This is a genomic window from Myxococcus sp. CA005 (assembly GCF_006518205.1).
Taxonomy (GTDB): Bacteria; Myxococcota; Myxococcia; order Myxococcales; family Myxococcaceae; genus Myxococcus; species Myxococcus xanthus.
This window is the reverse complement of sequence record NZ_SRLV01000038.1, coordinates 54264-76403: the sequence shown is the minus strand read 5'-3', so window position 1 is coordinate 76403 and position 22140 is coordinate 54264. Positions and strand designations below refer to the sequence as shown.

The window sequence follows — 22140 nt, the reverse complement described above, 5'->3', positions numbered from 1 at the left end:
GGCAGGTACTTGGGGTGGGGCTGGTTGCTGGGGTTGGCGGGCGCGTGGGCGTGTGGGGGAACGCCCCTGGACGAAGACGTGGACGCGGCGTGCGCGGGGCTGTTGCCCGGTGATGTCGCCATCACCGAGTACCTCAACGACCCGGTGGGGACGGACACGGGCCATGAGTACGTGGAGCTGCACAACCCCACGCGCGGCCCCGTGGACCTGTATGGGCTGACGCTCTACGCGTCCCGCGCGGATGGCTCGCAGGAGACGGCCTATGCCTTCCTCGAGAAGATGACGGTGGCAGCGGGAGACTATCTGGTGCTGGGCGACGTGCGCGACGGGCCGGTGCCCGCGCACGTGGACCACGCCTATGGCGACGGGCTGGGGGCGTTGGGGAACTCGGGCGGACGGCTGGGCATCCGATGCGGTGAGCGGGTATTGGACGAAGTCCCGCTCTCCGCGCCCGCGAAGAGTGGGGCGTCGCGCATCTACGACGGCCGCCTGGTGCCGGACATGGCGGGGAACGACGACCTGGCGCGCTGGTGTGACTCGCCCGACGCCGGTGCCGGCGGGACGTTCCAGGGGAGTCCTGGCGCCGCGAACGCACCTTGTGGCCCCGTGGGCGACGCGGGTGTCCCCGAGGACGCGGGCGTGGTGGCGACGTGCAGGCCCGCGGGCGGCGATGCCGTGAGACCTGTCCTGCTTCCGGCGCCTGGAGACCTGGTCATCACTGAGTTCATGGCCAATCCGCGTGGCGACGACACGTTGGGTGAGTGGGTGGAGCTGCGAGCCACGGCCCCCGTGGACCTCAACGGCGTGACGCTGGTCGCCGAGGCGGGTGAGGCGACGCTGAAGGCGGGGGGTTGCCTGTCGCTCTCGGCGGGGGAGTACGCGGTGCTGGCCCGTCGCACGGATGCCACCCTCAACGGAGGGCTTCCCCCGCCCGTGGCGACGTTCAACATGGACCTGCGCAATGCGGGTGGTCGGTTGCAGGTGAAGGCCGGGGGCGTGGTGGTCGACGCGGTCGATTACGCTCTGGCGGTGGATGGCGTGGCCACGCAGGTGTCCGCACCGCTCGCGGATGCTGTCCAGAATGACGCGCCCTCCGCATGGTGCGCAGCCACGGCCGCCTATGGCTCGCGCGGCAACGTGGGGACGCCCGGTCGTGGGAATCGTGTCTGTGAGGGAGACGGGGGCACGCTGGGCGGCGTTGGCGACGGTGGAACCTTCGATGGCGGCGTGGATGCCGGGACGCTCGAGGACGGATGTATTGACCGGACCACTGGAAGGACGCGTGCGCGCAGGGGGCCCGATGGGGGCTCGCTTGTCCTCACCGAATTCATGGCGGACCCACAGGCGGTAGCGGACGCCATGGGGGAGTGGGTGGAGGTGCTCGCGCTGCGCGACGTGGACCTCAATGGTGTGTCGCTGTCCAATGAGAGCGGAGGCCGCTCGACTTTCGATTCGGCGCTGTGTCTGGCCGTGAAGGCAGGAGGCCGCGCGGTCCTGGCGCGCAGTGAGGATGCGTCCCTCAATGGTGGGCTGCCCGCGGTGCTCGGCACCTTCAACTTCAACCTGGCGAATACAACGGGCAGCCGGAAGCTCGAGCTCTCGGTGGACGGGCGCGTGCTCGACGCCGTGTCGTGGACCGGCGCGGCCATCCCAGGTGTGTCCTCACAGCTCGACCCCGGGCGCAGTGATCCTCAACGCAATGACTGGCCCGGGAGCTTCTGTCCCACCCCCGATTCGGCCCGCTATGGCCGGGGAGACCGGGGCACGCCGGGAGGGGTGAACCGCGCATGCGCGCTTTGATGAAAGGTGCGTTGGCCTGTTTGCTGGCGGCCTGTGGTGGAGGTGACGCGGAAGTCTCTTGCGGCCCCGCTTCAGGACGGGTGGCGGAGGTCCTGGATGGGGACACGGTCGTCCTGGAGAGCGGCGAGCGTGTTCGTTACCTGCTCGCGGATGCACCGGAGCGTACGGGCACGGGCGGTGACTGCTTCGGTCCGGAGGCGCATGCCTTCAACCGGGGACTCGTCGAGGGCAGGCGGGTAGCGCTGACCTATGGCGAGGCGTGCGAGGATCGCTTCGGCCGGCTCCTCGCCTACGTGTCCGTGGAGGGGCGCGAGGTGAACACGCTGTTGGTGGAGAGAGGCCATGCCTGCGTGCTCCACGTTCCTCCCGCGGGCCGTTCGAGACGCGCGGAGTTCCAGGCACTGGAGGCGCAGGCCCGGCTGGCGAGGCGCGGTGTCTGGGGGGCCTGCGCGCCCGTCTCCTGTCAGCGGTGAGCCACCTGTCGGACGAGGCTCCGCCGTGGCTGTCTCTCCCGCGAGGCATCATCCGAGCCCGACTCGGAGACGGGCAGTCCCGCCGGGGGATGGGATGTATCCCAATGATAACAGCCACGCGCGGCCCGCATGGAGAGGGCGGGCGTTCCTGGTTGGGGGGCTGGTGAGGACATGCCAGGGCAATCATCGACCATGAAGGCGCGCGCATGAGTCCAAGCGTCACGCCGACGCTCTCGCTGCCGGACGTCTTGGATGTCCTACGGGAGGACATCACCCGGCGCCTGATGGCGGGGGTGGGCGCCGCGCTCGGAGCGCTCGCACCCCTGGCGATCGCAGAGGCGGGGGCCCTCCACAAGCTCGTGGGGCGGCTCGGGGCGCTGCTCCGAATCCCCTCCATGGCGGCGCGGCTGGCGGAGGCTCGCACCCTGGGCCGTGACTATGGACGTGAGCGCTACCTGGCGGGCTTCGGTATCAGCTCGCTGGTGCTCGAGTATGGCGCGCTGCGCGAGGCCATCCTCGAGAGCCTGGAATCCGTGGGCTGGGTCCCCGAGCTCGCGGGGCTGCGCGCGCTGGCCCAGGTGCTCGACGCGGGGTTGGTGGAGGCGGTGGGCCAGTCCTCCCTGGAGGACGAGCGCACCGCGCGGGCGACGGGGGCCTGGCTGCACGGGCTGCTCGACCACGCGCCGACGCTCATCTACGCCAAGGACACGGCGGGCCGGTACCTCTACGTGAACCATGGTTTCGAGAGGGCCTCCGGCAAGCTCCGCCGCGATGTGATGGGGCGCACCGACTTCGACTTGTTCTCCGCGGAGGTCGCCAGCACCTTCACCGGCAATGACCGGCAGGTGATGGACTCCGGCCAGCAACTCACCGTTGACGAGCACGTGCCGCTCCTCGACGGGTTGCACGTCTTCCAGACCCTCAAGTTCCCCCTGCCGGACGCGCAGGGGCGCGTCGTTGGCGTGTGTGGCTTCTCCACCGACTTCACCGAGGCGAAGCGGCTGGAGCGCGAGCGGGACGAGGCCCGCGAGCACCTGCGCCGCATCGTCACCCAGTTGCCCGTCATCCTCTGGGCCACGGACGCGCAGGGCATCATCACCCTCTTCGAGGGCGAGCGGCTGAGCGCGCTGGGGCTGGACCGAGGCGCCTACGTGGGACGCTCCGCGTTCGACGTGTACCGCGACCGGCCGGACCTCGTGGCCGCCACGCTGCGCGCCCAGGAGGGCCAGTCCTTCACCCTGGAGGTGGAGATGGCGGGCTCCTATTTCATGACGGGCGTCTCCCCCGTCATCGGGCCCGACGGCAGCGTGATGAGTGTGGCGGGCGTGTCGCTGGACATCAGCGAGCGGCGGCGCGCCGAGGAGGTGCTGCGCCAGTCGGAGATGCGCTACCGGCTGGCCACGCTGGCGACCAGCGACGTCATCTACGACTGGGACCTGGACGCTGGGACCATCGAGTGGAGTGAGCTGGCCGCCGTCCAGTTCCGGCTGGCCTCGCGCGCCCCGCCGCGGGACATCGCGTGGTGGACGGAGCACATCCATCCGGAGGACCGCGAGCGGATTGCCCGGGAGATGCAGGCCGTCATCGACCAGGGCGCGAGCCATTGGGCGGACGAGTACCGCTTCCTGCGCGGGGATGGCACCTGGGCCGTGGTCGCCGACCGGGGGCAGGTGGTCCGGGACGCCGAGGGCCACGCGGTGCGCATGGTGGGCGCCATGCAGGACATCACCGAGCGGCGGGCCACGGAGCTAGAGGCGAAGCGGCGCGCGGAGTTCGAGCAGCTTCTCATCGGCATCGTCAGCCACGACCTGCGCAACCCCCTCGCCGCCATCAGCATGTCCGCCACCGCGCTGCTGCGGCGGGAAGGCCTGGATGAACGGCTCCGCAAGGGCCTGGGCCGCATCCTCTCCAGCGCGGAGCGCGCCACGCGCATGTTGAGGGATTTGCTCGACTTCACGCAGGCCCGGTTGGGCGGCGGCATTCCCATGGAGCCCCGGTGGCTGGACCTGCACGAGCTGACCCGGCAAGTGGTGGAGGAGGTCCGGCTCACCCGCCCGGAGCGGACGCTGAAGCTGGAGTGCCGGGGAGACGGCTACGGACTGTGGGACGCGGACCGGCTGGCTCAGGTCATCACCAACCTGGTCAACAACGCGCTCAGCTACAGCCCGGAGCACTGCCCGGTGCGCATCCGCACGCATGGGCTGCGCGACGACATGCTGCTGACCGTCCACAACGCGGGTGGGCCCATTGAGCCGGAGCTCCGGGCCCGCATGTTCGAGCCGATGAAGCGCCCGGAGCGCAAGGGCGCCCGTGGTGGCGGACTGGGGCTGGGCCTTTTCATCGTGAAGCACATCGTGGATGCCCACGGCGGCGTGGTCCGCGTCCACTCCACGGAGCAGGAGGGAACCACGTTCCAGGCCCGCCTGCCCCGCCAGCCCATGCCGCCTGCTCGCCCGGACGTCGACGCTCCGTGACACCGTGACGCTTGCTCCAGGGGGCCCAGCCCGGCTAGCACGGGGTCCGTGGTGACACGTCTTCCCTGGAGGGTTTCATGAAGAAGGTCCTCATCGGACTGGGCATCGGCTGCGGTGTCTTCATCCTGGCGGGCATCGGCTTGATGCTGGCGGGTGGCATCTGGGCCAAGAACAAGTTCGGCGGCAGCATCGAAGCCATGCAGTCGATACAGGCCCAGGAGCAGGAGCTGACACAGCTCAACGCCAGCAATCCATTCAAGGCGCCCCCGGAGGGGCAGGTGCTGCCGTTGGACGAGCCGCGGCTGCTGGCCTACCTGACGGTGCGCGAGTCGGCGCTGCCGGCCTTCAAGGCCTTCGAGGCGAAGTCCAAGGAGTTCGAGGCCCAGCACGCGGGCGACGGTGACGAGAAGCCGGGCTTCAACGCGGCCGTGGACGCCGCGAGCCTGTTCATGGGGCTGATGGCGGACGTGCGCAAGGCGTACATCGCCGGCCTCAAGGCGCAGGGGATGTCGCCCGCCGAGTTCCAGAGCATCACCACCACCGTCTACGCCTCCATGGTGGCCGACAGCCTGGAGCAGATTGGCGCCGCGGCGGAGCAGGGGCGGAAGATGATGGTGACGCAGCTGGCCGAGGTCGACAAGCGGCTGGCGGACGACTCGCTCGCCGACGAGGAGCGCGCGCAGTTGGAGGAGGCCCGGGCGCAGCTCCAGGATACGCTGGACGCGATTGAGGAGCCCGGCGCGAACGAGGAGCAGCCGCTGTCCGAGGCATCCAAGAAGGCGGCCGCCGCCAACGTGGAGCTGCTGAAGAAGCACAAGGAGCGCGTGGAGCTGATGGCCAACGTGGCCTTCGACGGCTTCGTGCTGGGTGGTGCCGGCGCCGACGGTCAGGCCGCGGGCCTGGAGTAGCAGTTCCGCCGTGTCAGGGGCGTTCCCGGCTCAGGCCTCCCGTTCCACGGGGGCGCCGGGCCGGGACGCCGCCGCCGCGCGTGCATCCCTCCGCCGCGCGCGCTGGCCCACACCGCCCCTGTGTTGAGCTTGACGATGAAGGACTTGTCGTGGACCGCCTGTGTCACCGGCGGTCGCCTGGCGAGCCAGCGGAAGACCGTGTTGCCGGACTGCTCGGCCGGGTCCACCGCGAGCAACACCAGCACCCCGGCTCAGAAGACAATCCACATCCAGGGCGGCACGCTCCGCATGGCGGAGTCAACCCTTGCATGCCTGACTCCGCGCGGGCGCGAGCACCCTGGTTGTGCGCCGCGTTGCAGTTGCAGGCGTTTTTCACATGCGCAATGGATTGCGCCCGCCAAAGGTAGGCGCGTGTGGCCTTCCGTCCGCCCGGCCTCTCTCTTTGCGGCCAGCCCTCCGTGAGATATGCAAGCCATTGAACATGTCGAAAGTCACTTCGCGCGAGGAGGGGCGCGTGAACCTGTGAGGAATGGAGTTGGACGTCTGATGAACAAGGTCATCTTCGCCTGTGTACGCAACGCTGGCCGCTCGCTGATGGCGGAGGCGTTCTTCAATGTGATGGTAGACCCCCAGAAGGCGCGCGCCGTCTCCGCGGGGACGCAGCCCGGCGACAAGGTTCATCCCGAAGTGCTCGCGGCCATGCGGGACATTGGCATCGACCTGCACGACGTGAAGCCCCGCCTGCTCACGGACGACCTGACCCAGGACGCGCAATGGCTCATCACCCTGGGATGTGGCGAGGCCTGTCCCCAGGTGCCGGGGCTCCAGCGCGAGGACTGGCCGCTGGAAGACCCCAAGGACAAGTCGGACGTCCTGGTCCACCGCATCCGCGACGAGCTGGCCGCCCGCGTGGCGGGACTGCTGGAGCGCGAAGGGTGGATGCGCGCCGGCTAGGGGCTGTCCCTGATCTCGTGTTCGAGAGTCGACCCGGCGTGCCGGCCTTTCTGGCACGTTGGGGCAGGGCCTCAATCGGAGTTGCTGCCTGGCGCTAGGCATGATCAACGCGGGCTGTGCGCCGACATGAACTGAGCGATGTCGAGTGGAGCCGCATCGAGCCCCTGCTGGGCTCCAGGACGGGCCCTCGCTCGAAGCGAGGGGACCGTGACTTCATCAACGCCGTGGTGTGGCGGGTGAAGACCGGGGTGCAATGGCGGGATTTGCCCGAGCGGTTCGGTCACTGGAAGACGGTCTACAATCGGTTCCATCGCTGGACGAAGACTGGGCGCTGGGAAGCCATCTTCAAGGCGCTGCGGCTCGATGTGGATGAGCTTGGCTCCCTTGCTGACGCATCGGTCGTCCGGGCGCATCAGGACGCCGCGGGCGGAAAAGGGGGATCCGAAGCAATGCTTTGGGGCGTTCTCGAGGAGGTTTTTCAACGAAAGTTCACGCCGTCACTACGACGGGAGGTAAGCCGCTCCACGTCGCGCTGACGCCCGGCCAGCAGCACGAGTCCACAATGGCCGAAGAACTTATGGTGCACGCCGAGGGCGCCGCTTTCATTGCGGATACCGGCTATGACGCCGACCGCATCCGCGCCAACGTTCGAAAGCTCGGGATGAAGCCTGTCATCCATTCAAACCCGAGCCGTAAGCGGGCGTTGCCGTTAGACCGCACCCTGTACCGGATGCGCTACCGGGTGGAGTGCTTCTTCCACGATCTCAAGCGCTTTCGGGCCGTCGCCACCCGCTATGACAAGACGGCGACGAGCTACCTCGCCGTCCTGCACGTCGCATCCATGCTTCTTTGGCTGCGCTAATCAGGGACAGCCCCTAGCGCGGCTTCGAACGCGCGCTCATTCCAGGTGGTAGTTGAAGGGCAGCTCGACGGTGACCCGGTCGCCGAGCGCCGGCGGAGGCGGCGGAAAGGGCGCGGCATGCCGCACCGCCTCCTGCGCGGCTTCGCACAGGAGGGGGTGGGGGCAGGGGCCCAGCACCCCCAGGGCCACCAACTGGCCCTGCACGCCCACGGAGATGCGCAGCACCAAGGACCCTTCGATGCCCGCCATCCGCGCCTCGTGGGGGTAGGGAACGTCCTCGAAGCGGTCGCGGAACATCTGTTCGAAGTAGCGCCGGGCCATGTCCTCGCGGTTGTCGGGGGCCGTGGCGGGCGGCGGCTCCACGAGCAACCCCGGGAAGCCGGGCCCCAGGGCGCGCTGGGTGATGCCTGCCACGGCGCGGCCCGCCAGGCTGTCACGGTCATGGGCTGGGATGCTGGCGGGGCGCCCGACGGACAGCGGCTCCGCGAGTTCGGAGGCGCGCGGCGCCGCGGCGGTGCGCGGCGGTGAGGGGGCGCGCGAGGGGCGAGGCCTGCGCGCGGTCCGGGGCCGAAGGGGCGCGGGAGCTGGCCCGGTGACGTCCCCCACCGGGGCCGAAGGTGACATGGCGGTCAGGCGGAGCACGAGGACTTCTCCCCGGGTGGTTTCGCCTTCGAGCCGTCGCGGTGTGCCGTGCCAGAACGAGGCCGCGCCGGTGAGCGCCGCGGCGTGCAGACCGATGACGGCCAGGACCAGCATCAGCGTGCGTTGGCGGCTCCAGGCCTCTGTCTCGTGGCCACGGAAGGCCGAGGCGAACAGAACATCCTCTGGCATGCGGGCCTTCGCTGCTGCGTCCGGCATGGTGTGCCCCCTCCCCGCCCGCGTCTCGCCACGGGATGGGGGTAGTGGCGTGCGTGTCGGGCGTGAAGGGTTCCAGGGCCGCGGGCGTGTGCGGCGGTCCGCACTCAGCCGGCGCGGTGTCGGGCGGCCTTCAGTGCGGGGACACCTGAGGACGGGGTTTGCGGAAGACCACGGTGAGGTTGTTGCTGGGCATGTCCACCACGCGCTCGCGCTCCAGGCCATGCAGGGCGGCCTCGGCGGTGACGGCCTCCAGCGACCTCACGCCCCACGCCGGGTTTCTGGCGCGGAGGGAGGCGTCGAACTCCAGGTTGCTGGGGGCCGTCTCGCGGCCCTCGACGAAGTAGGGGCCATACAGGACGAGCAGCCCGCCGGGAGGCAGCACCCGGCCCGCGCCCCGCATCAAGCCCTGGCAGGCCGTCCAGGGGGCGATGTGAATCATGTTCACGTTGAGGATGACGTCCGCGGCCGTCTCCGGCCAGGACGCCGCGCTCGCGTCGAGCTGGCGCGGCGGCAGCAGGTTGGGCGGGCCTTCCGCGGTGCGCCACGCCTCGATGCTCTCCAGCGACTCCGCGTCCACGTCGGTGGGCTGCCAGACGAGGTGGGGGAGGGCTCGGGCGAACCAGGCCGCGTGTTGGCCGGTGCCGCTGGCCACCTCAAGCACCCTGCCGGAGGCGGGAAGGACTTCGCGGAGGACAGCGAGCAGGGGCTCGCGATTGCGTTCCGTGGCCGGGGCGTGACGCTTCATCCCCCGGGTTTCGCACATCCGCCGCGCTCCGGGCGAGCGCCACCCCCCGCCAGTGGACGACCTGCGCACTGCCCCGGGAAGCGAGTGGGCGGAGCGGGGCGTGGGCCCCTTGCCGTGACTCCCGGTCCGGGCTGGAAGAAACGTTCCGTCCACGCCCGTTTGTTTCCCACCCGGCAATTCCCAGCCCCCCCGGGCCAAGCAGGGGTGTCACCCTCAGGTGGCCTCTGGGGGGTACATTGGGGGCATGGTTCCACGGCAGGTGGACAGGTCGGGCGTTATCTCTGGCGTTACCGTCTCCCAAAGAGGAAAGTTCACCCAGGGCTCCCCTTCCTGCCGGGCGAGCGGGCACTGGGATGTACTCCTGCGCCCGCGGGTTACACTGCCAGGCGTGGGTCCCAAGCAGGGCGGGGCGCTTCACATATGTGTACGGTCCCTTGTTGTCGCGGACCTGCCTGCCACACCTTTGGGGGGGCAGGCCTGAAACCCAATTCGGAGGAGAGTCACCATCATTCGCGAACAGAGAAGCAGCCGCGGCGGGAGCCGCGACCAGAGAACCAACCGTCGCATCCGTGCCCGTGAGGTCCGCGTCGTCGGGTCTGACGGTAGCCAGCTCGGGGTCATGCCTCTCGAGGCGGCCCTGGACCGTGCCCGGACCGAGGGGCTGGACCTCGTTGAAATCAGCCCCATGGCCAGTCCTCCGGTCTGCAAGATCATGGACTACGGCAAGTTCAAGTACGAGGAGAAGAAGAAGGCCTCGGAAGCGAAGCGTGCCCAGGTCACGGTCCTGCTCAAGGAAGTGAAGCTCCGTCCGAAGACGGAAGAGCACGACTACGAGTTCAAGGTCCGCAATACCCGCCGGTTCATCGAGGACGGGAACAAGGCGAAGGTCGTCATCCAGTTCCGCGGGCGTGAAATCACGCACAGGGAGCAGGGAACGGCCATCCTCGACGACGTGGCCAAGGACCTGAAGGACGTGGCCGTCGTGGAGCAGATGCCCCGCATGGAAGGGCGTCTGATGTTCATGATCCTCGCGCCCACGCCGAAGGTGGCGCAGAAGGCCCGCGAGCTGGTTCGTCAGGCCGCCACCGCCGCCAAGCGGCCCCCGCCGCCGGGAGCCCCGGGCGCGGGCAAGTCGGCCGCCGGTGCCAGCAGTGGCGCCGAGGAGAAGGCCGAGGAGACGGCCGAGGAAAAGAAGGAAGCGCAGGCCGCGCCGGCAGCAGCCGAGGCGCAGAGCCCGACGGCGTCCTGAAGGATTGCCGCCACGCGGTGGGTCTGGGTTCCCACCGCGTGCGGCGCCTCTCGAAAGTTGGGAAGGTGTGGCCGCCGCCACACGGGCAGGCAGCCAGGCGTGGCTCGCCGCCCACAGGTTCGGCGCACCTTGCCAGGGAAAGGCCGCCCGAGAGGCTGGCAGGCGACTTGAAAAGGAGGGTACTGCTGCCGCAGTCTGTCCGCCCGCGAACGCTCGCGGACCTCCTTTCATCAAGGACGCGTGATGCTGCCTGTCCTCCTCGCCGTGCTGCTGGCGCAGACGCCCGCATCCAATCCCCGTCAACAGGGCGTGCCCATTGGCAAGGGCAAGACGCTCCCTGTCGTCACCCTGTCCGCGCCGTCGGGTGGATGGACGGTGGACCGGATGATGCTCATCGAGGGCACCGTCAGCGACACCACCATTGACCCGGTGGTGGTGTCCATCAACGGCGACCGCTACCTGATGCGCACGTACCGCGGGCGCTTCAGTCGCAAGTTCCCCGCCGCCAGCGGAAAGAATGTCGTCACGGTGATGGCCACCAACCAGGCCGGCACCGCGCGCACGCAGGCCACCAGCTACGCGCAGATTCCGCCGGTGCCCTTCAAGGTGGTGCTCACCAGCGACACCGACGGCGTCTACACCGACCTGCACCTGTACGAGCCCACCGACGCCAGTGCCAAGGACGGCACCCTGGACGTGCGGAAGATGGCGCACGTGTACTGGGCCGACACCGCGAGCCCCTCCGGTGGCACCTTCTTCCTCAACTCGCAGGGCGGCGACTTCGACCAGCCCGCGTATGGCCCGTACCTCTACATCCACCGCTCGCCGCCCAAGGGCGTGTACCTGGTGGCCACCAACTACTGGCCCAGCGGTGACAAGGCCCACACCGTGGCCACGCTGAACCTGTCGCTCTTCGAAGGCACGCCGAACGAGATCCGCCGCATGGTGCGCATCCCCCTGGCTACGCCGGGCACCACCCGCGTGCTGGCCTGGGTGAACGTGCTCGGGGATGGGCAGGCCGAGGTGTTCGTGCCTTCGCAGGACCCGCGTCCGAAGCACGCCGCATGGCCGAAGAACCTGGATGAGGCCCTCAAGGCGCTCCAGTCCAATGAGGATGGCGGCGGCGAAGGCGAGTACTGACGCGTCTGTCGACCGGGGTCTCCACGTCCATGCGCCGCGTCCTTCCCGTGCTCCTGCTGCTCCATGCGCCCGCGCCTCTGGCGAACGGAACGGTCGGGGTGCGGCCGCTCGTGTCGGCGCCGTCGGCATCGGACGTGACGTCGCACGACGCGGAGGCATCCACGACGCCCGAGACGCGCGACGTGCTGCTCCGCCGGTTGGTGGCGCGCGTGGCGCTGGCCCAGGTCCGCAAGCAGGACGCCGCGTGGCATCCGGACCAGCGTGACTGCGCGGGCCTCATCCGCTTCGCCTTCCGTTCCGCGTACAAGCAGGTCGCCGCGGAGCGCCTGTCCACGCCGCTGTGGCGTGACGGCCGGGGCCGCCCATCCGACTTCGCGGACGCGGAGGTGCTGCTCCAGCAGAGCTTCCAGCTCCTGGGCCGTGACGACGCCACCCGCGAGTCGCTGCGCACCGGCGACGTGCTCGCCTTTCGCCAGGAGCAGGACGCGGGCCCCATCTTCCATCTGATGCTGGTGGTGCGCCCGGAGGACCGGGCCCATGCGCCCGCGCGCGTCGTCTACCACCCGGGGGAGAAGGGCGCCGCAGTGCGCACCGGCGTCCTCCACCACCTGGTCACCGAGGCGCCGCTGGAGTGGCGCCCGGTGCCGCAGAACGCTTCCTTCCTCGGCTTCTTCCGTTTCAAGGAGTGGATGTCATGACGTCTCCCAAGAGTGGCCCGCCCAAGGCGCTGCTCATCGGCGTGGTTACCGTCCTCGTGGGCGGTGCCGTGGCCGGAGCCTTCTTCCTGGGCCGGCGCAGCGGGCAGTCCGGCGACGGCGGTGGCACGGTCACGAACCTGCTCGGCGGCGAGCGCAAGGGCCCGCCCAGCGCGGGCGCCGGCGTGGAAGGCATGCCCGAGCCCGCGATGACGGCGCTGGAGGTGCCCGGTACGGCCGCGCCCTCCGCCCTCTGGGTGGACGTGCACCACCCGGGCAAGGTGCGGGACGCGCTGGCGGCCAACGTGTGGCTGCGCGATCAGCTCCAGAAGCCGCTGGGCCAGGGCTTCATTGGTGCGTGGGCCGCCTTCTTCGGCTCCACCGGCGAGGACCTCCAGGCGGGCTTCAAGGGCGCGGTGCTGGACCTCTTCGCGGGGCAGTTGTTGGACGCGCCCTTCCGCGTGACGTGGTTCGCCGGTGACGCGCGCTCCAGCACGCCGGCCTTCATCCTCCCCAAGCCGGGCCGCGCCGCGACGTCCGCGTACGAGGCGCTGGACGGCGTGGCCAGCCGCGGCGGCATGACGGCGCCGCACTGCCCGGGCGGCGGCTCGGAAGGCACCTTCGAGATGAAGCGCTGGCTGGTGGCGGAACAGACGCTGTGGGCGGGCCGGCTCAAGGACAGGCTGGTGCTCGCGCGCCACCCGGTGGCGGTGCTCCATGGCCTGTGCGCGGAGCTGCCGGCGCTGAAGGCGAAGGACGGCGTGGACGTGGAGCTGGGTTACGACGCGGAGGCCTATGGCCGCGAGGTGCAGCTCTTGTCGAGCGTGGTGGGGCTGGCCCCGGGCACGCGGCTCCAGTTCGGCGTGGAGGCGGGACGGCTGGTGGGCCGGGGCATCGCGGGCGAGCTGCTGGACGGCCCCGCGCGCCTGGACGCCGCGCCCCTGTCCGACGACCTGCTGAAGCTGGTGCCGGAGGACACGCCGGTGCTGCTGGCCTTCCAGCTCAAGCTGCCGGAGTCGTTGGACCCCGAGACGCTCAAGGCGTACTGGGAGAAGGGCGGCGGCAAGGGTCCCACGCGCACGCGTCAGGTGGCGCTGGTGTGGACGCCGCGCGGTGATGCGAAGCTGCCCGTGGAGCTGGCCGTGCTGTGGGGCCGCACCGACGACGCGGCCGCGCTGGAGGGCCTGTTCTCCGGTGGCTACAACCGGCTGGTGCGCGGCACCCACTGCAACCACGTGGTGCTGGCGTCCAACGACGCGGAGCTGGAGCGCCTGCGCAAGGCGTGCGCGGGTCAGCAGCCCAACATGCTCAACGCCGCGGGCCCGGTGGTGGCGGGGCTGCGCGCGCCCACCTCGGTGGCTTTCGGGGTGAACACGGGCCGGCTGCTCAGCGGGCTCACCATGGATGGATACCTGTCCGAGTTCCGGGTCAGCCGCAACGCGCCCATGCCGAGCGCGGCGCCCCCGGAAATCGAAGCGGCGCGGAGCGACCTGGAGTCGCTGCCGTACCTGGGCCTGCGCGGCACCGTGCAGGGCGATTCGCTGGTTCCTGGAGGTTTCGGGTCATGAAGTGCCTCATCCGACTGGCGGCTCTGTCCGCGCTCATGCTGTCCGGCGTGGCCCTGGCCAAGCCGCTCTACATCACCGTCCCGCGCTCCTATGGCACCCAGGAGCCGGTGGCGGTGGACGTCGCCTTCGAGGACAAGGGCCCCGTCGAGCTGCGCGTCCTCAAGCCGGAGAACCTGGACGCCTTCATCCGCGCCCAGGGTGATTTGCGTCGCGCGTACCAGACGCCGCCCACGCTGAAGAACCCGGGCCGCGCGCTCAGCCGTGGCTTCAACGCGGTCCGCACGCCGGGCATGTTCCTGCTCGACACGCTCAGCCCGGCCTTCCGCGACGAGGTGGGAGAGGTGCTGCCCCGTGCGCCGCAAGCGTCGGGCTCGGGCGAGCCGCTGGCGAAGGTAGCCGAGGGGCCGGAGCGCCTGGTGGGCGTGCCGCCCGGCTTCACGGTGACGCGCAGCCAGTGGCTGAACCTGGACCTGGGCGGCGCCGAGCGGGACTTCAACGTCCCCGGCTTCAACGCCAGTGGCTCCAGCGGCTTCCAGGAGCGCCGCGTCACGCTGGCGCCGCTGCCCGCGGGCACCTACGTGCTCCAGTTGGTGCAGGGCCGCGTGGAGGGACAGGTGGTGCTGGTCGTCAGTGACTTGACGGTGCAGCTCAAGCAGACGGATGGCCAGGTGCTGCTGCGCGTGGCGGGCCGGGACCAGAAGCCGCGCGAGGGCGCCGAGGTGCAGGTGTACCTGCCCAAGGGCAAGGGCCCCGCCGGCAAGACGAACGCGAAGGGCGAGGTGACGCTGGAGGTGTCGGAGCCGCGCGTCATCGCCACGGCGACGGCAGGTGGGGACACGGCCATCGTCGACACGGACTTCTACTCCGCGCTGGCGGTGGCGCCGGACGTGTTCATCTACAGCGACCGGCCCATCTACAAGCCGGGCCACGAGGTGAAGTTCCGCGGTGTGGTGCGCCAGCCGGACACCTTCCTGGCGCGCCTCTTCACGCCGAAGAAGCGCCAGGTGCAGGTGAAGCTCGTCTCGCAGGAGGGCCGCGCGCTCACCACGCGCGCCGCGGTGGACGAGTTCGGCGCCTTCCACGGCACGCTGAAGGTGCCGGACGACCTGGGCACCGGCGTGCTGCGCGTGGAGGCGGAGGTGGACGGGCACCCACACCAGGGCGAGGCCCGCGTGCAGGACTACGTGAAGCCGACGTTCTACCTGGAGATGGAGCCCGCGTCGGAGACGGTGGTGCCTGGCCAGACGCTGCGCGCGAAGGTGCGCGCCCGCCGCTATGCCGGTGGCACGCCCGACGCCACGAAGTACGAGGTGTTCCTCTACCGCAGCCTGCTGGACGCGCCCGCCTGGGTGGATGACGCGGGCAAGGGCGGCCAGGGCAGCGACGTGACGTACGGCAGCGCCTCCACCACGGAGGGCAAGCTGAGTGTGCCGGAGCGGCTGTACTCCTCCGTGGAGGCGCGCGGCGCGTATGAGGACCCGTGGTCCAGCGCCAGCGCCTTCGACGCCAACGGCGAGGCTGAAATCGAGGTGGCCGTGCCGGCGCTGGCCGCGGGCGAGGAGCGGCTGCCGTACCGGTACTCGCTCACCGTGCGCGCGCGCGATGACCAGGAGACCTTCGCCAACGCCACGTCCGCCTTCTTCCTGTCGAAGGTGGAGGTGCTGGGCCTGGCGCGCTACTCCGACGCGGTGGTGGCCAAGAGCGGCGACGCGACGCTGGCGATTCGCGCCACCACGCTGTCGGGCAAGCCCTACGGCGTGACGCAGGGCGAGGTGGAGTTCGTGCTGCGCAAGGCGGATGGCTCGGAGAAGAGCCTGGGCAAGCGCTCCTTCTCCACGGCGGCGGATGGCACGCACCGCGAGAAGGTCCCCACCTCGGACGTGGGCAGCGTGCTGGCGCGCGTGGTGGTGAAGGACAAGAACGGTGAGACGTGGCAGGGCGAGGAGTCGCTGCTCGTCATCGGCGGCGCGGACGAGCCGGTGGCGCGCGTGCCCAACCTGACGCTGGCCTCGCTGTCCGGGACGCTGGCGCCGGGCGACACCGCGAAGCTGGTGGCGCTGATGCCGGATAGCTGGGGTTCGGGTGGCCGTGATGCGGGCCCGGTGTGGGTGACGCTGTCGGGCGCGTCGCTCTACGACACGCAGGTGGTGGAGCTGACGGGCCGCACGCTGGTGCACAGCTTCAACGTGGAGAAGCGCTTCGGCAGCGCGGTGTACGCGTCCGTCGCGTACCCCACGGCCACGGGCCGCTGGGAGGAGCGCACGGTGGCCTTCCGGGTGATTCCGCGCGAGCGCACCCTCACGGTGGAGCTGCAGCCCCGCCGCGCGGAGGCCACGCCGCTCACCGAGCAGAGCATCGACGTGCGCGTGGTGGACCACGAGGGCCGCGGCGTGGTGGCGCAGCTCTCCGTGGGCGTGGTGGACAAGGCCGTCTACGCCATCCAGAGCGAGTTCCGGCCCAGGGTGCTGGACTTCTTCTACCCGCCGGCGCGCAACAACGTGTCCAACTTCTTCTCGTCGGAGTTCCAGGGCTACGGCTACGGCGAGGCGCTGGCGCGGAAGATGGCGGGGCTGCCGGACCACGCCTTCGCCTCCATCAAGCCGCCCAGCCGCCAGACGAAGGACCTGGAGCGCGACACCGCGCACTGGGACCCGGCGGTGGTGACGGACCGGGATGGCCGCGCCACGGTGCGCTTCACGCTGCCCTCCAACCAGACGCTGTGGGTGGTGACGGCGGTGGCGGCGGACACCTCCGGCCGCTTTGGCGAGGGCACCTCCGAGTTCGCCACGCGCGGCGGCCTCAACCTCTACGCCGCGCTGCCGCAGTTCCTCCGTGAAGGCGACGAGGCGGTCGCTTCGGTGCGCCTGTCGGCGGGGGAGAAGTCGCCGGCCAGCCAGCTACTGGACGTGAAGCTGGCGTCGCTGGGCGCGCTGAAGGCGGACCAGTTCGAGCACAAGGTGGAGCTGGCGAAGGGCGGTGAGCAGGTGGTGCCGCTGACGCTGAAGGCCTCGTCCACGGGCGCCGCGCAGCTCACCGTGAATGTGGCGGGCGGCAAGGACTCGCTGAGGGACCTCAAGCGCTTCGATGTGGGCCCAGCGGCGGTGGAGGACGTGGTGAAGGTGAGCGCCTGGGGCGGCGGCGCGCTGGAGGTGCCCGCGCCTCAGGAAGCGACGCTGGCGCGCGTGGAGCTGGTGCTCCAGCCGTCCATCGTCGACGCGGCGCTGTCCAACGTGCGCGAGCTGCTCACGTACCCCTACGGCTGCCTGGAGCAGTTGGTGTCCACCACCGTGCCCAACGTGGCGGTGTACCAGGTGCTCCAGAAGGCGGGCGCGCTGGCGAAGCTGGACACGGACACGCAGGCGCTGCTGGCGGAGGCGCGCAGCCGCTCCGTGCAGGGCACCGCGCGCATCCTCGACATGTCGGTGAAGGGTGGCGGCTTCACCTGGTTCGGTGGCTATGAGACGCCGAGCCTGCCGCAGACGCTCATCGCGCTGGATGGTCTGGCCTACGCGGCCGAGGCGGGGCTGGTGGACCGCGCCGACCCGCGCCTGGTGGAGAGCGCCCGCTGGCTGGAGGCGCAGGAGGGCCTGCCGCCCGAGTACGAGGCCACGCGCGCCTACGTGCTGGCGCGGCTGGAGGGCTCCAAGCAGGCCGCGCGCGTGCGTGCGCTGGTGCAGGGCGCGGAGGGCGGGGACTTGTATCCGCTGGCCCTGGCGGTGCTGGCCGCGGAGAAGGCCGGCGTCATCAAGGAGCCCGCGCTCCAGACTCAAATCAACGCGCTGGTCGCGCGCAGCGCGCAGGGCTACGCCACGCTGGCCGCCCTTGGGCCGGGCCAGTCGCTGGAGCAGTCGGAGGCCTTCTTCCGCTTCCCGCTGCGGCGCGTGGGCATGACGGCCATCGCCGCGCATGCGGCCTCGTTCGGCACATTGGACATCACCCGCGCGCGCCGCCGCATCCTGGAGCTGCTGTCAGAGCCGGACCTGTCCACCTTCGACCGGAGCACCACGCTGCTGCACTCGCTGTGGCTGCTGGAGCGCGACGCGAAAGCGATGCAGGGCATGAAGGCGCCCGAGGTGAAGGGCGTGAAGACGCCGGTGAAGTTCGCCCCGCGCGGCCTGGGCCTGGTGGCGGTGCTGGCGCCGGGCACGCGCACCGTGGACGTGGGCGGCTTCGACGGCGTGGCCACGCTGCGCGCCACCACGCGCACGCCGCTGTCCGCCGTGCAGCCGAAGGCGGAGGGCATGTCCATCCAGCGCGCCTACTACGTGCTGCGCGAGAGCGGGAAGGTGCGGCTGGGCGCGGGCGACACCGTGTCCCAGGGCGAGGAGGTCTACGTGGAGCTGACGCTGGACGCGCGCGGCGACAACCGCGTGCGCTCGGCGTACTACGTGGTGGAGGACGCGGTGCCCGCGGGCTTCGTGCCGCTCCAGGAGGACAAGGCCTTCCGTGGGCCGCCGCACTCGCTGCCGCTGGTGCCCGAGGCGCTCAAGCGCCGCGTGCTCAACCCGGAGCGGGCGACGTTCTTCTTCGAGGAGCCGGCCTGGTGGAGCGACAGCCCGCGCACCGTGGGCTACGTGCTGCGCGCGCAGTTCGCCGGCACCTTCTCCGCGCCGCCCGCGCACATCGAGGACATGTACGCCGCCAGCATCCACGGGCGGACGGCCGCGGACTCGCTGAAGGTGGTGCCCTCCAAGAAGCACCTGGGCGACCTGTAGTCCATGGGGTTGGCCGTCGCGGTGGCCGTGCTGCTGGCGGCCACCCCCACCTTCGTCACTCGCGGCGACGTGACGCCCGAGGCCGGGCTGCGCCGCGAGGCCGAGGCCGCCTGGACGGCGCTGGAGGCGCGTTACGTCCAGGAGGCCGGAGGCGCGCCGGCGAAGCCCCCGGCCTCCATCGTCCTCCAGAAGGGCGCGGCGCTGTCGCCCCAGCGCAACGGCCAGGGGCGCCCGGGGCTGGTGGAGCTTCGGCAGAACACGCCGGGCATGCTGGATGAGCGGCTGCGGCTGGCGCTTCGGCACGAGCTGGCACACCAGTTCCTGTGGTGGGCGTGTCCCCAGTCCAGCGAGGACCGCCTCTTCCACGAAGCCTTCTCCGTGGCGGTGAGTGGCGAGCTGCCCTCGTGGAAGGAGGGGCCCTATCTGTCGTTGTCCCGCGCGGCGTCGGTGTTGGCCGGGGCGCCGGAGGTGGACACGCCCAGGGCCCGCCGCGCGCTGGCGCGGCTGCTGAACGAGTCCCCGGGCTTTTCGCCGGCGCTGTCGCGCAGGCTTCGGCAGTGCCAGGACGGCGCGCGGTGGGCGTCGCCGCTGTCCATCGACGAGCTGGCGGGCGTGGGCGTGCGCGAGGCCCGGCCCGCGACGGTGGTGGTGAGCCGCCATTCGGGAGAGGTGTTGCTGTCGGAGGGCGACGTGCGGCGCGCGCTGCCGTACGGCTCGGTGCTCAAGCCCTTCCTGTACGCGGCGGGCGCGGAGCACCCGACGCTGCCACCGCGCCCGGGCGTACCGGAGTGGGTCTGCGGCGCGGGGGTGCCGGCGAAGGTGGACGCGCGCACCGCGCTGCTGCGTTCGTGCAACGGCTACTACCTGGACTGGGAGGCGCGGGGTTCGGCGCCCCGGGCCTTCGGCGCGTGGGGACCGGTGCTGGCCTCGGTGGGACTGACGGGCCTGCCGGAGGACATGGCGGAGGCGACGGGGCTTCGCTCCACGCTGGCCGTATCGCCCTGGGGCGTGGCGCAGGCGTACCGGCTGCTGGCGGAGGCTCGGCCGGATGTGGTGGCGCTGCTGGCGGACAATGCCGCGCGCGGCACGCTGGCGGAGCTGCCCGCGTCGGAGTCACTGGTGGGCGTGGCGACGAAGACGGGCACCGTGCGCGATGCGGCGAGCCGGCCCCAGTTCGGTTGGATTGCCGCCGTGGACCCGGATTTGGTGGCGGTGGTGGTGCGGCCCGGCGCCATGCCCCGCCAGTTCGCGGAGGAAGTGCCCAAGGCGCTGGCGCGCGCGCGCAAGCAGGCGGGCCTGGAGGCGGCGCGCGTGCAGGTGCTGGGGCTGCTTCCACCGGGGGACGTCGAGGCGCGGTGCTCCGGCGCGGGTTTCGCACTGGTGGAGGGTGTGCCGCGCGCGGGCGAGGAGGCCTGGACACCCCTGGCATCCCTCACCCAGCGTGGCGCGGCCGTGTGTCTGGGCGCGCCCTGGCGCGTGCGCTTTCCCGGAGGCCCGGGCGAGGGCCGTGACTATGCGGGCGTCTTCATCACCTCCGAGCCGCCGCCGTACCGGCCGCCGCCGGGCGTTCCCACCACCCCCAGCGCCATGAAGGCGCGGCGCGGCTCCGACTTCGTCTTCCGCACCACGCGCCTGCAATACGCGGCGGGCGTGGTGTCCGCCGAGGACGTGACGCTGACGGGCGAGGCTCGCGTGGCGCTGGCGCGGGTGGTGGCCCACAACGAGCAACATGGCCACAGCCGTCACCCGGGGCGGCCCGTCTGTGACACCACGCACTGTCAGGCCTTCCGCGGCACCGTGCGCGTGCGGTCCGAGGATGCGAAGGCCCTGGGACTGGCGCCGCTGAAGTGGCGCAAGTGGCTGACCTTCTCCCAGGGCGGGGAGGAGCCCTGGCGGCAGGCGCGGCCCCGCGCGGAGGTGGAGCGCCTGTTGGGGCGCGGGCTGGTGTCGCTGCACTTCAAGGCGGGGCGGGTGCACTACCTGCGCGCGGAGACGGACGGTGACGCGACGTTCGACACCGCGCGCTCGGTGCCGTGTGACTTGCTGCGCTCCGGTTTGAAGCTGCCGTCGTGCCCTCGCACCGCGTCATTCAATGGCGAATCACTGATGTTCGAGGGCCGTGGCCGAGGCCATGGCGAGGGCTTGGATGTCGAAGCCGCCAAGGCCGCGGGTTCGGGCAGCGACGTGATACTCGATGACGCATACGGACAGTGAAGAGAGACAAGAAAATTTCGATGCGTCTGTCTGGTTAATCTGTTTAAATCTGAATTGCATGAAATTGTGTCAGGGCCGGGCGTAGAGTGGCTCTGCCCGTCCTTCCCGGCGGGCCCCTCATCGTTAGGAGTGGTCGCCCATGCGCATCACCCGTACCGCCTCTCGCAGAAAGCTGTTCGGCGCGCTGCTGTGTACCCTCTCTGTCGCGGCCTGCGGCCCGGCGCCCGAAGGAGAGCCCTCCGGTGAGAAGTCCCCCGAGATGGGTTCGCAGGAGAATCCCGTTGTCTATGGCACGGACCACCGCACGGACGTCTATGCCTATCCGGCGTCCGCGCTGCGGACCCGGGCCGAGAAGTCCACCGTGGCGTTGATGAATCCGTCGGACTTCAACGCCTCCAATCCCAACAATGTCACCTTCAATGCCAGCACGCTGCAGAGCGCCTACAACCTCTGCTCCACGCAGCGCTTCCTGAATGACCCGACGCCGGCCTTCTGCTCGGGTACGCTCATCGATGATGACCTGGTGCTCACCGCGGGGCACTGCATCACCAGCGCGTCCGCCTGCGCCAACACGCGCTTCGTCTTCAACTTCTACCGCACGTCGGCGACGACGCTGCAGACGGTGACCACGGCCGACATCTTCTCCTGCCAGTCCATCGTCGCGCGCCAGCAGGGCACGGTGGGCGGCCGCAACCTGGACTTCGCCGTCGTCCGGCTGGACCGTCCCGCCACGCCGCGCTTCGAGCCGGCGCCCGTCCGTCCGGGCAACACCGCCCTGCCGCTGAACACGGGCGTGTCCGTGATTGGTTCCGGCAGCGGCATCCCGTTCAAGATTGACGACGGCGGCTGGGTGCGAGACGCCCGCGCCGGCACGCTGGACTACTTCGTCGCCAACACCGACACCTTCGGTGGCAACTCGGGCTCGGGCGTGTATGAGAACAACAACGTCACCGTGGCCGGCATCCTGGTCCGGGGCGTGACGGACTACGTCAGCCAGGGCGGCTGCAACGTCGTGAACCAGTGCACCGACACGGGCTGCGGTGGCGAGTCCATCACCTACGTGCGTCCCGCCATCGACGCGTACTGCGCCGTCGCGGGCAGCATGCGCCTGTGCGGCACCACCGAGCCGCCTCCTCCGCCGCCGGTCAAGACCTTCACCTTCAACGTGACCAACACCAACAGCGCGCAGCAGAACACCACCAACGTCAGCGTGACGCTGGCGGCTGGCCAGACGCTGTCCTTCGGCACCTGCTCGCTGCCGCAGGCCGCGGGCACGGGCGACACCTACCTGCGCCTGTTCAACACGGCGACGAACACCCAGGTGGCGGCCAACGACGACTCCTGCAGCCTGCTGTCCTACGTGTCCTTCACCGCGCCCTCGGCGGGCACGTACCAGATGCGCGTCGGCTGCTACTCCAGCGGCAGCTGCAGCGGCACGGTGGCCTACTCCATCCAGTAGCACCGCTTTGACGTGAGGGCGCGGGT

At 70.5% G+C, this 22140-nt stretch carries 14 protein-coding genes and 1 pseudogene; 13 read left to right on the top strand and 2 right to left on the bottom strand.

Annotated features, from left to right (window positions below; translation table 11 throughout):
* The 6 genes and pseudogenes from FMQ63_RS18560 to FMQ63_RS38745 all read left to right on the top strand — a co-directional run.
* Positions 1-1800 (top strand): lamin tail domain-containing protein (locus tag FMQ63_RS18560; protein WP_228556447.1); only part of this gene is annotated, 1800 nt, incomplete at its 5' end.
* Positions 1788-2273, top strand: coding sequence for a thermonuclease family protein (locus FMQ63_RS18555; protein WP_026114083.1), 486 nt, complete (start codon positions 1788-1790; stop codon positions 2271-2273). The genes FMQ63_RS18560 and FMQ63_RS18555, both read left to right, overlap by 13 nt.
* Positions 2274-2479: 206 nt before the next feature.
* A complete protein-coding gene (locus FMQ63_RS18550) occupies positions 2480-4747 on the top strand; it encodes a PAS domain-containing sensor histidine kinase (RefSeq protein ID WP_011550703.1) in 2268 nt (755 codons plus the stop codon).
* Between the two features lie 77 nt (positions 4748-4824).
* Entirely contained in the window at positions 4825-5655 is an 831-nt protein-coding gene (locus tag FMQ63_RS18545; RefSeq protein ID WP_011550704.1) for a hypothetical protein, read from the top strand.
* Between the two features lie 546 nt (positions 5656-6201).
* Complete coding sequence (locus FMQ63_RS18535; protein WP_011550706.1) at positions 6202-6609, top strand: low molecular weight phosphatase family protein; 408 nt, start codon at positions 6202-6204, stop codon at positions 6607-6609.
* Between the two features lie 143 nt (positions 6610-6752).
* Positions 6753-7471: pseudogene (locus tag FMQ63_RS38745) on the top strand (IS5 family transposase); the annotation flags it as partial.
* Between the two features lie 36 nt (positions 7472-7507).
* On the opposite strand, the gene FMQ63_RS18520 reads toward FMQ63_RS38745, so the two are convergent.
* Both FMQ63_RS18520 and FMQ63_RS18515 read right to left on the bottom strand, forming a co-directional pair.
* Positions 7508-8329 carry a TonB family protein gene (locus FMQ63_RS18520; protein WP_011550709.1) on the bottom strand — a complete coding sequence of 274 codons (822 nt, stop codon included), beginning with the start codon at positions 8327-8329 and terminating at the stop codon, positions 7508-7510.
* Positions 8330-8459: 130 nt separating this feature from the next.
* Positions 8460-9074, bottom strand: coding sequence for a DUF938 domain-containing protein (locus FMQ63_RS18515; protein ID WP_011550710.1), 615 nt, complete (start codon positions 9072-9074; stop codon positions 8460-8462).
* Positions 9075-9579: 505 nt separating this feature from the next.
* Between FMQ63_RS18515 and infC the strand changes: the two genes are divergently transcribed.
* From infC to FMQ63_RS18480, 7 genes are all read left to right on the top strand, one after another.
* The gene (gene infC, locus FMQ63_RS18510; protein WP_011550712.1) at positions 9580-10323 is read left to right on the top strand and encodes a translation initiation factor IF-3; all 744 of its coding nucleotides are present in this window, start codon (positions 9580-9582) and stop codon (positions 10321-10323) included.
* 243 nt (positions 10324-10566) lie between these two features.
* Positions 10567-11463, top strand: a complete 897-nt coding sequence (locus tag FMQ63_RS18505) for a DUF2135 domain-containing protein (protein WP_026114227.1) — start codon at positions 10567-10569, stop codon at positions 11461-11463.
* A 29-nt stretch (positions 11464-11492) separates the two neighbouring features.
* A complete protein-coding gene (locus tag FMQ63_RS18500; RefSeq protein ID WP_011550714.1) occupies positions 11493-12161 on the top strand; it encodes a DUF1175 family protein in 669 nt (222 codons plus the stop codon).
* Entirely contained in the window at positions 12158-13726 is a 1569-nt protein-coding gene (locus tag FMQ63_RS18495) for a hypothetical protein (RefSeq protein ID WP_044272948.1), read from the top strand. The genes FMQ63_RS18500 and FMQ63_RS18495 overlap by 4 nt, the downstream gene beginning before the upstream one ends.
* On the top strand, positions 13723-18441 hold the full coding sequence (locus tag FMQ63_RS18490) for an MG2 domain-containing protein (protein ID WP_011550716.1): 4719 nt from the start codon (positions 13723-13725) through the stop codon (positions 18439-18441). The genes FMQ63_RS18495 and FMQ63_RS18490 overlap by 4 nt, the downstream gene beginning before the upstream one ends.
* A gap of 3 nt (positions 18442-18444) precedes the next feature.
* Positions 18445-20655, top strand: a complete 2211-nt coding sequence (locus FMQ63_RS18485) for a hypothetical protein (protein WP_011550717.1) — start codon at positions 18445-18447, stop codon at positions 20653-20655.
* 139 nt (positions 20656-20794) lie between these two features.
* Positions 20795-22114, top strand: a complete 1320-nt coding sequence (locus FMQ63_RS18480) for a trypsin-like serine protease (RefSeq protein ID WP_011550718.1) — start codon at positions 20795-20797, stop codon at positions 22112-22114.
* Positions 22115-22140: the final 26 nt, after the last annotated feature.

Excerpts from the sequence above, each read along its gene's own strand:
- FMQ63_RS18555 (WP_026114083.1), top strand. The coding sequence starts at position 1,788 with ATGCGCGCTTTGATGAAAGGTGCGTTGGCCTGTTTGCTGGCGGCCTGT.
- FMQ63_RS18550 (WP_011550703.1), top strand. The coding sequence starts at position 2,480 with ATGAGTCCAAGCGTCACGCCGACGCTCTCGCTGCCGGACGTCTTGGAT.
- FMQ63_RS18545 (WP_011550704.1), top strand. The coding sequence starts at position 4,825 with ATGAAGAAGGTCCTCATCGGACTGGGCATCGGCTGCGGTGTCTTCATC.
- FMQ63_RS18535 (WP_011550706.1), top strand. The coding sequence starts at position 6,202 with ATGAACAAGGTCATCTTCGCCTGTGTACGCAACGCTGGCCGCTCGCTG.
- FMQ63_RS18520 (WP_011550709.1), bottom strand. The coding sequence starts at position 8,329 with ATGCCGGACGCAGCAGCGAAGGCCCGCATGCCAGAGGATGTTCTGTTC.
- FMQ63_RS18515 (WP_011550710.1), bottom strand. The coding sequence starts at position 9,074 with ATGAAGCGTCACGCCCCGGCCACGGAACGCAATCGCGAGCCCCTGCTC.
- FMQ63_RS18505 (WP_026114227.1), top strand. The coding sequence starts at position 10,567 with ATGCTGCCTGTCCTCCTCGCCGTGCTGCTGGCGCAGACGCCCGCATCC.
- FMQ63_RS18500 (WP_011550714.1), top strand. The coding sequence starts at position 11,493 with ATGCGCCGCGTCCTTCCCGTGCTCCTGCTGCTCCATGCGCCCGCGCCT.
- FMQ63_RS18495 (WP_044272948.1), top strand. The coding sequence starts at position 12,158 with ATGACGTCTCCCAAGAGTGGCCCGCCCAAGGCGCTGCTCATCGGCGTG.
- FMQ63_RS18490 (WP_011550716.1), top strand. The coding sequence starts at position 13,723 with ATGAAGTGCCTCATCCGACTGGCGGCTCTGTCCGCGCTCATGCTGTCC.
- FMQ63_RS18485 (WP_011550717.1), top strand. The coding sequence starts at position 18,445 with ATGGGGTTGGCCGTCGCGGTGGCCGTGCTGCTGGCGGCCACCCCCACC.
- FMQ63_RS18480 (WP_011550718.1), top strand. The coding sequence starts at position 20,795 with ATGCGCATCACCCGTACCGCCTCTCGCAGAAAGCTGTTCGGCGCGCTG.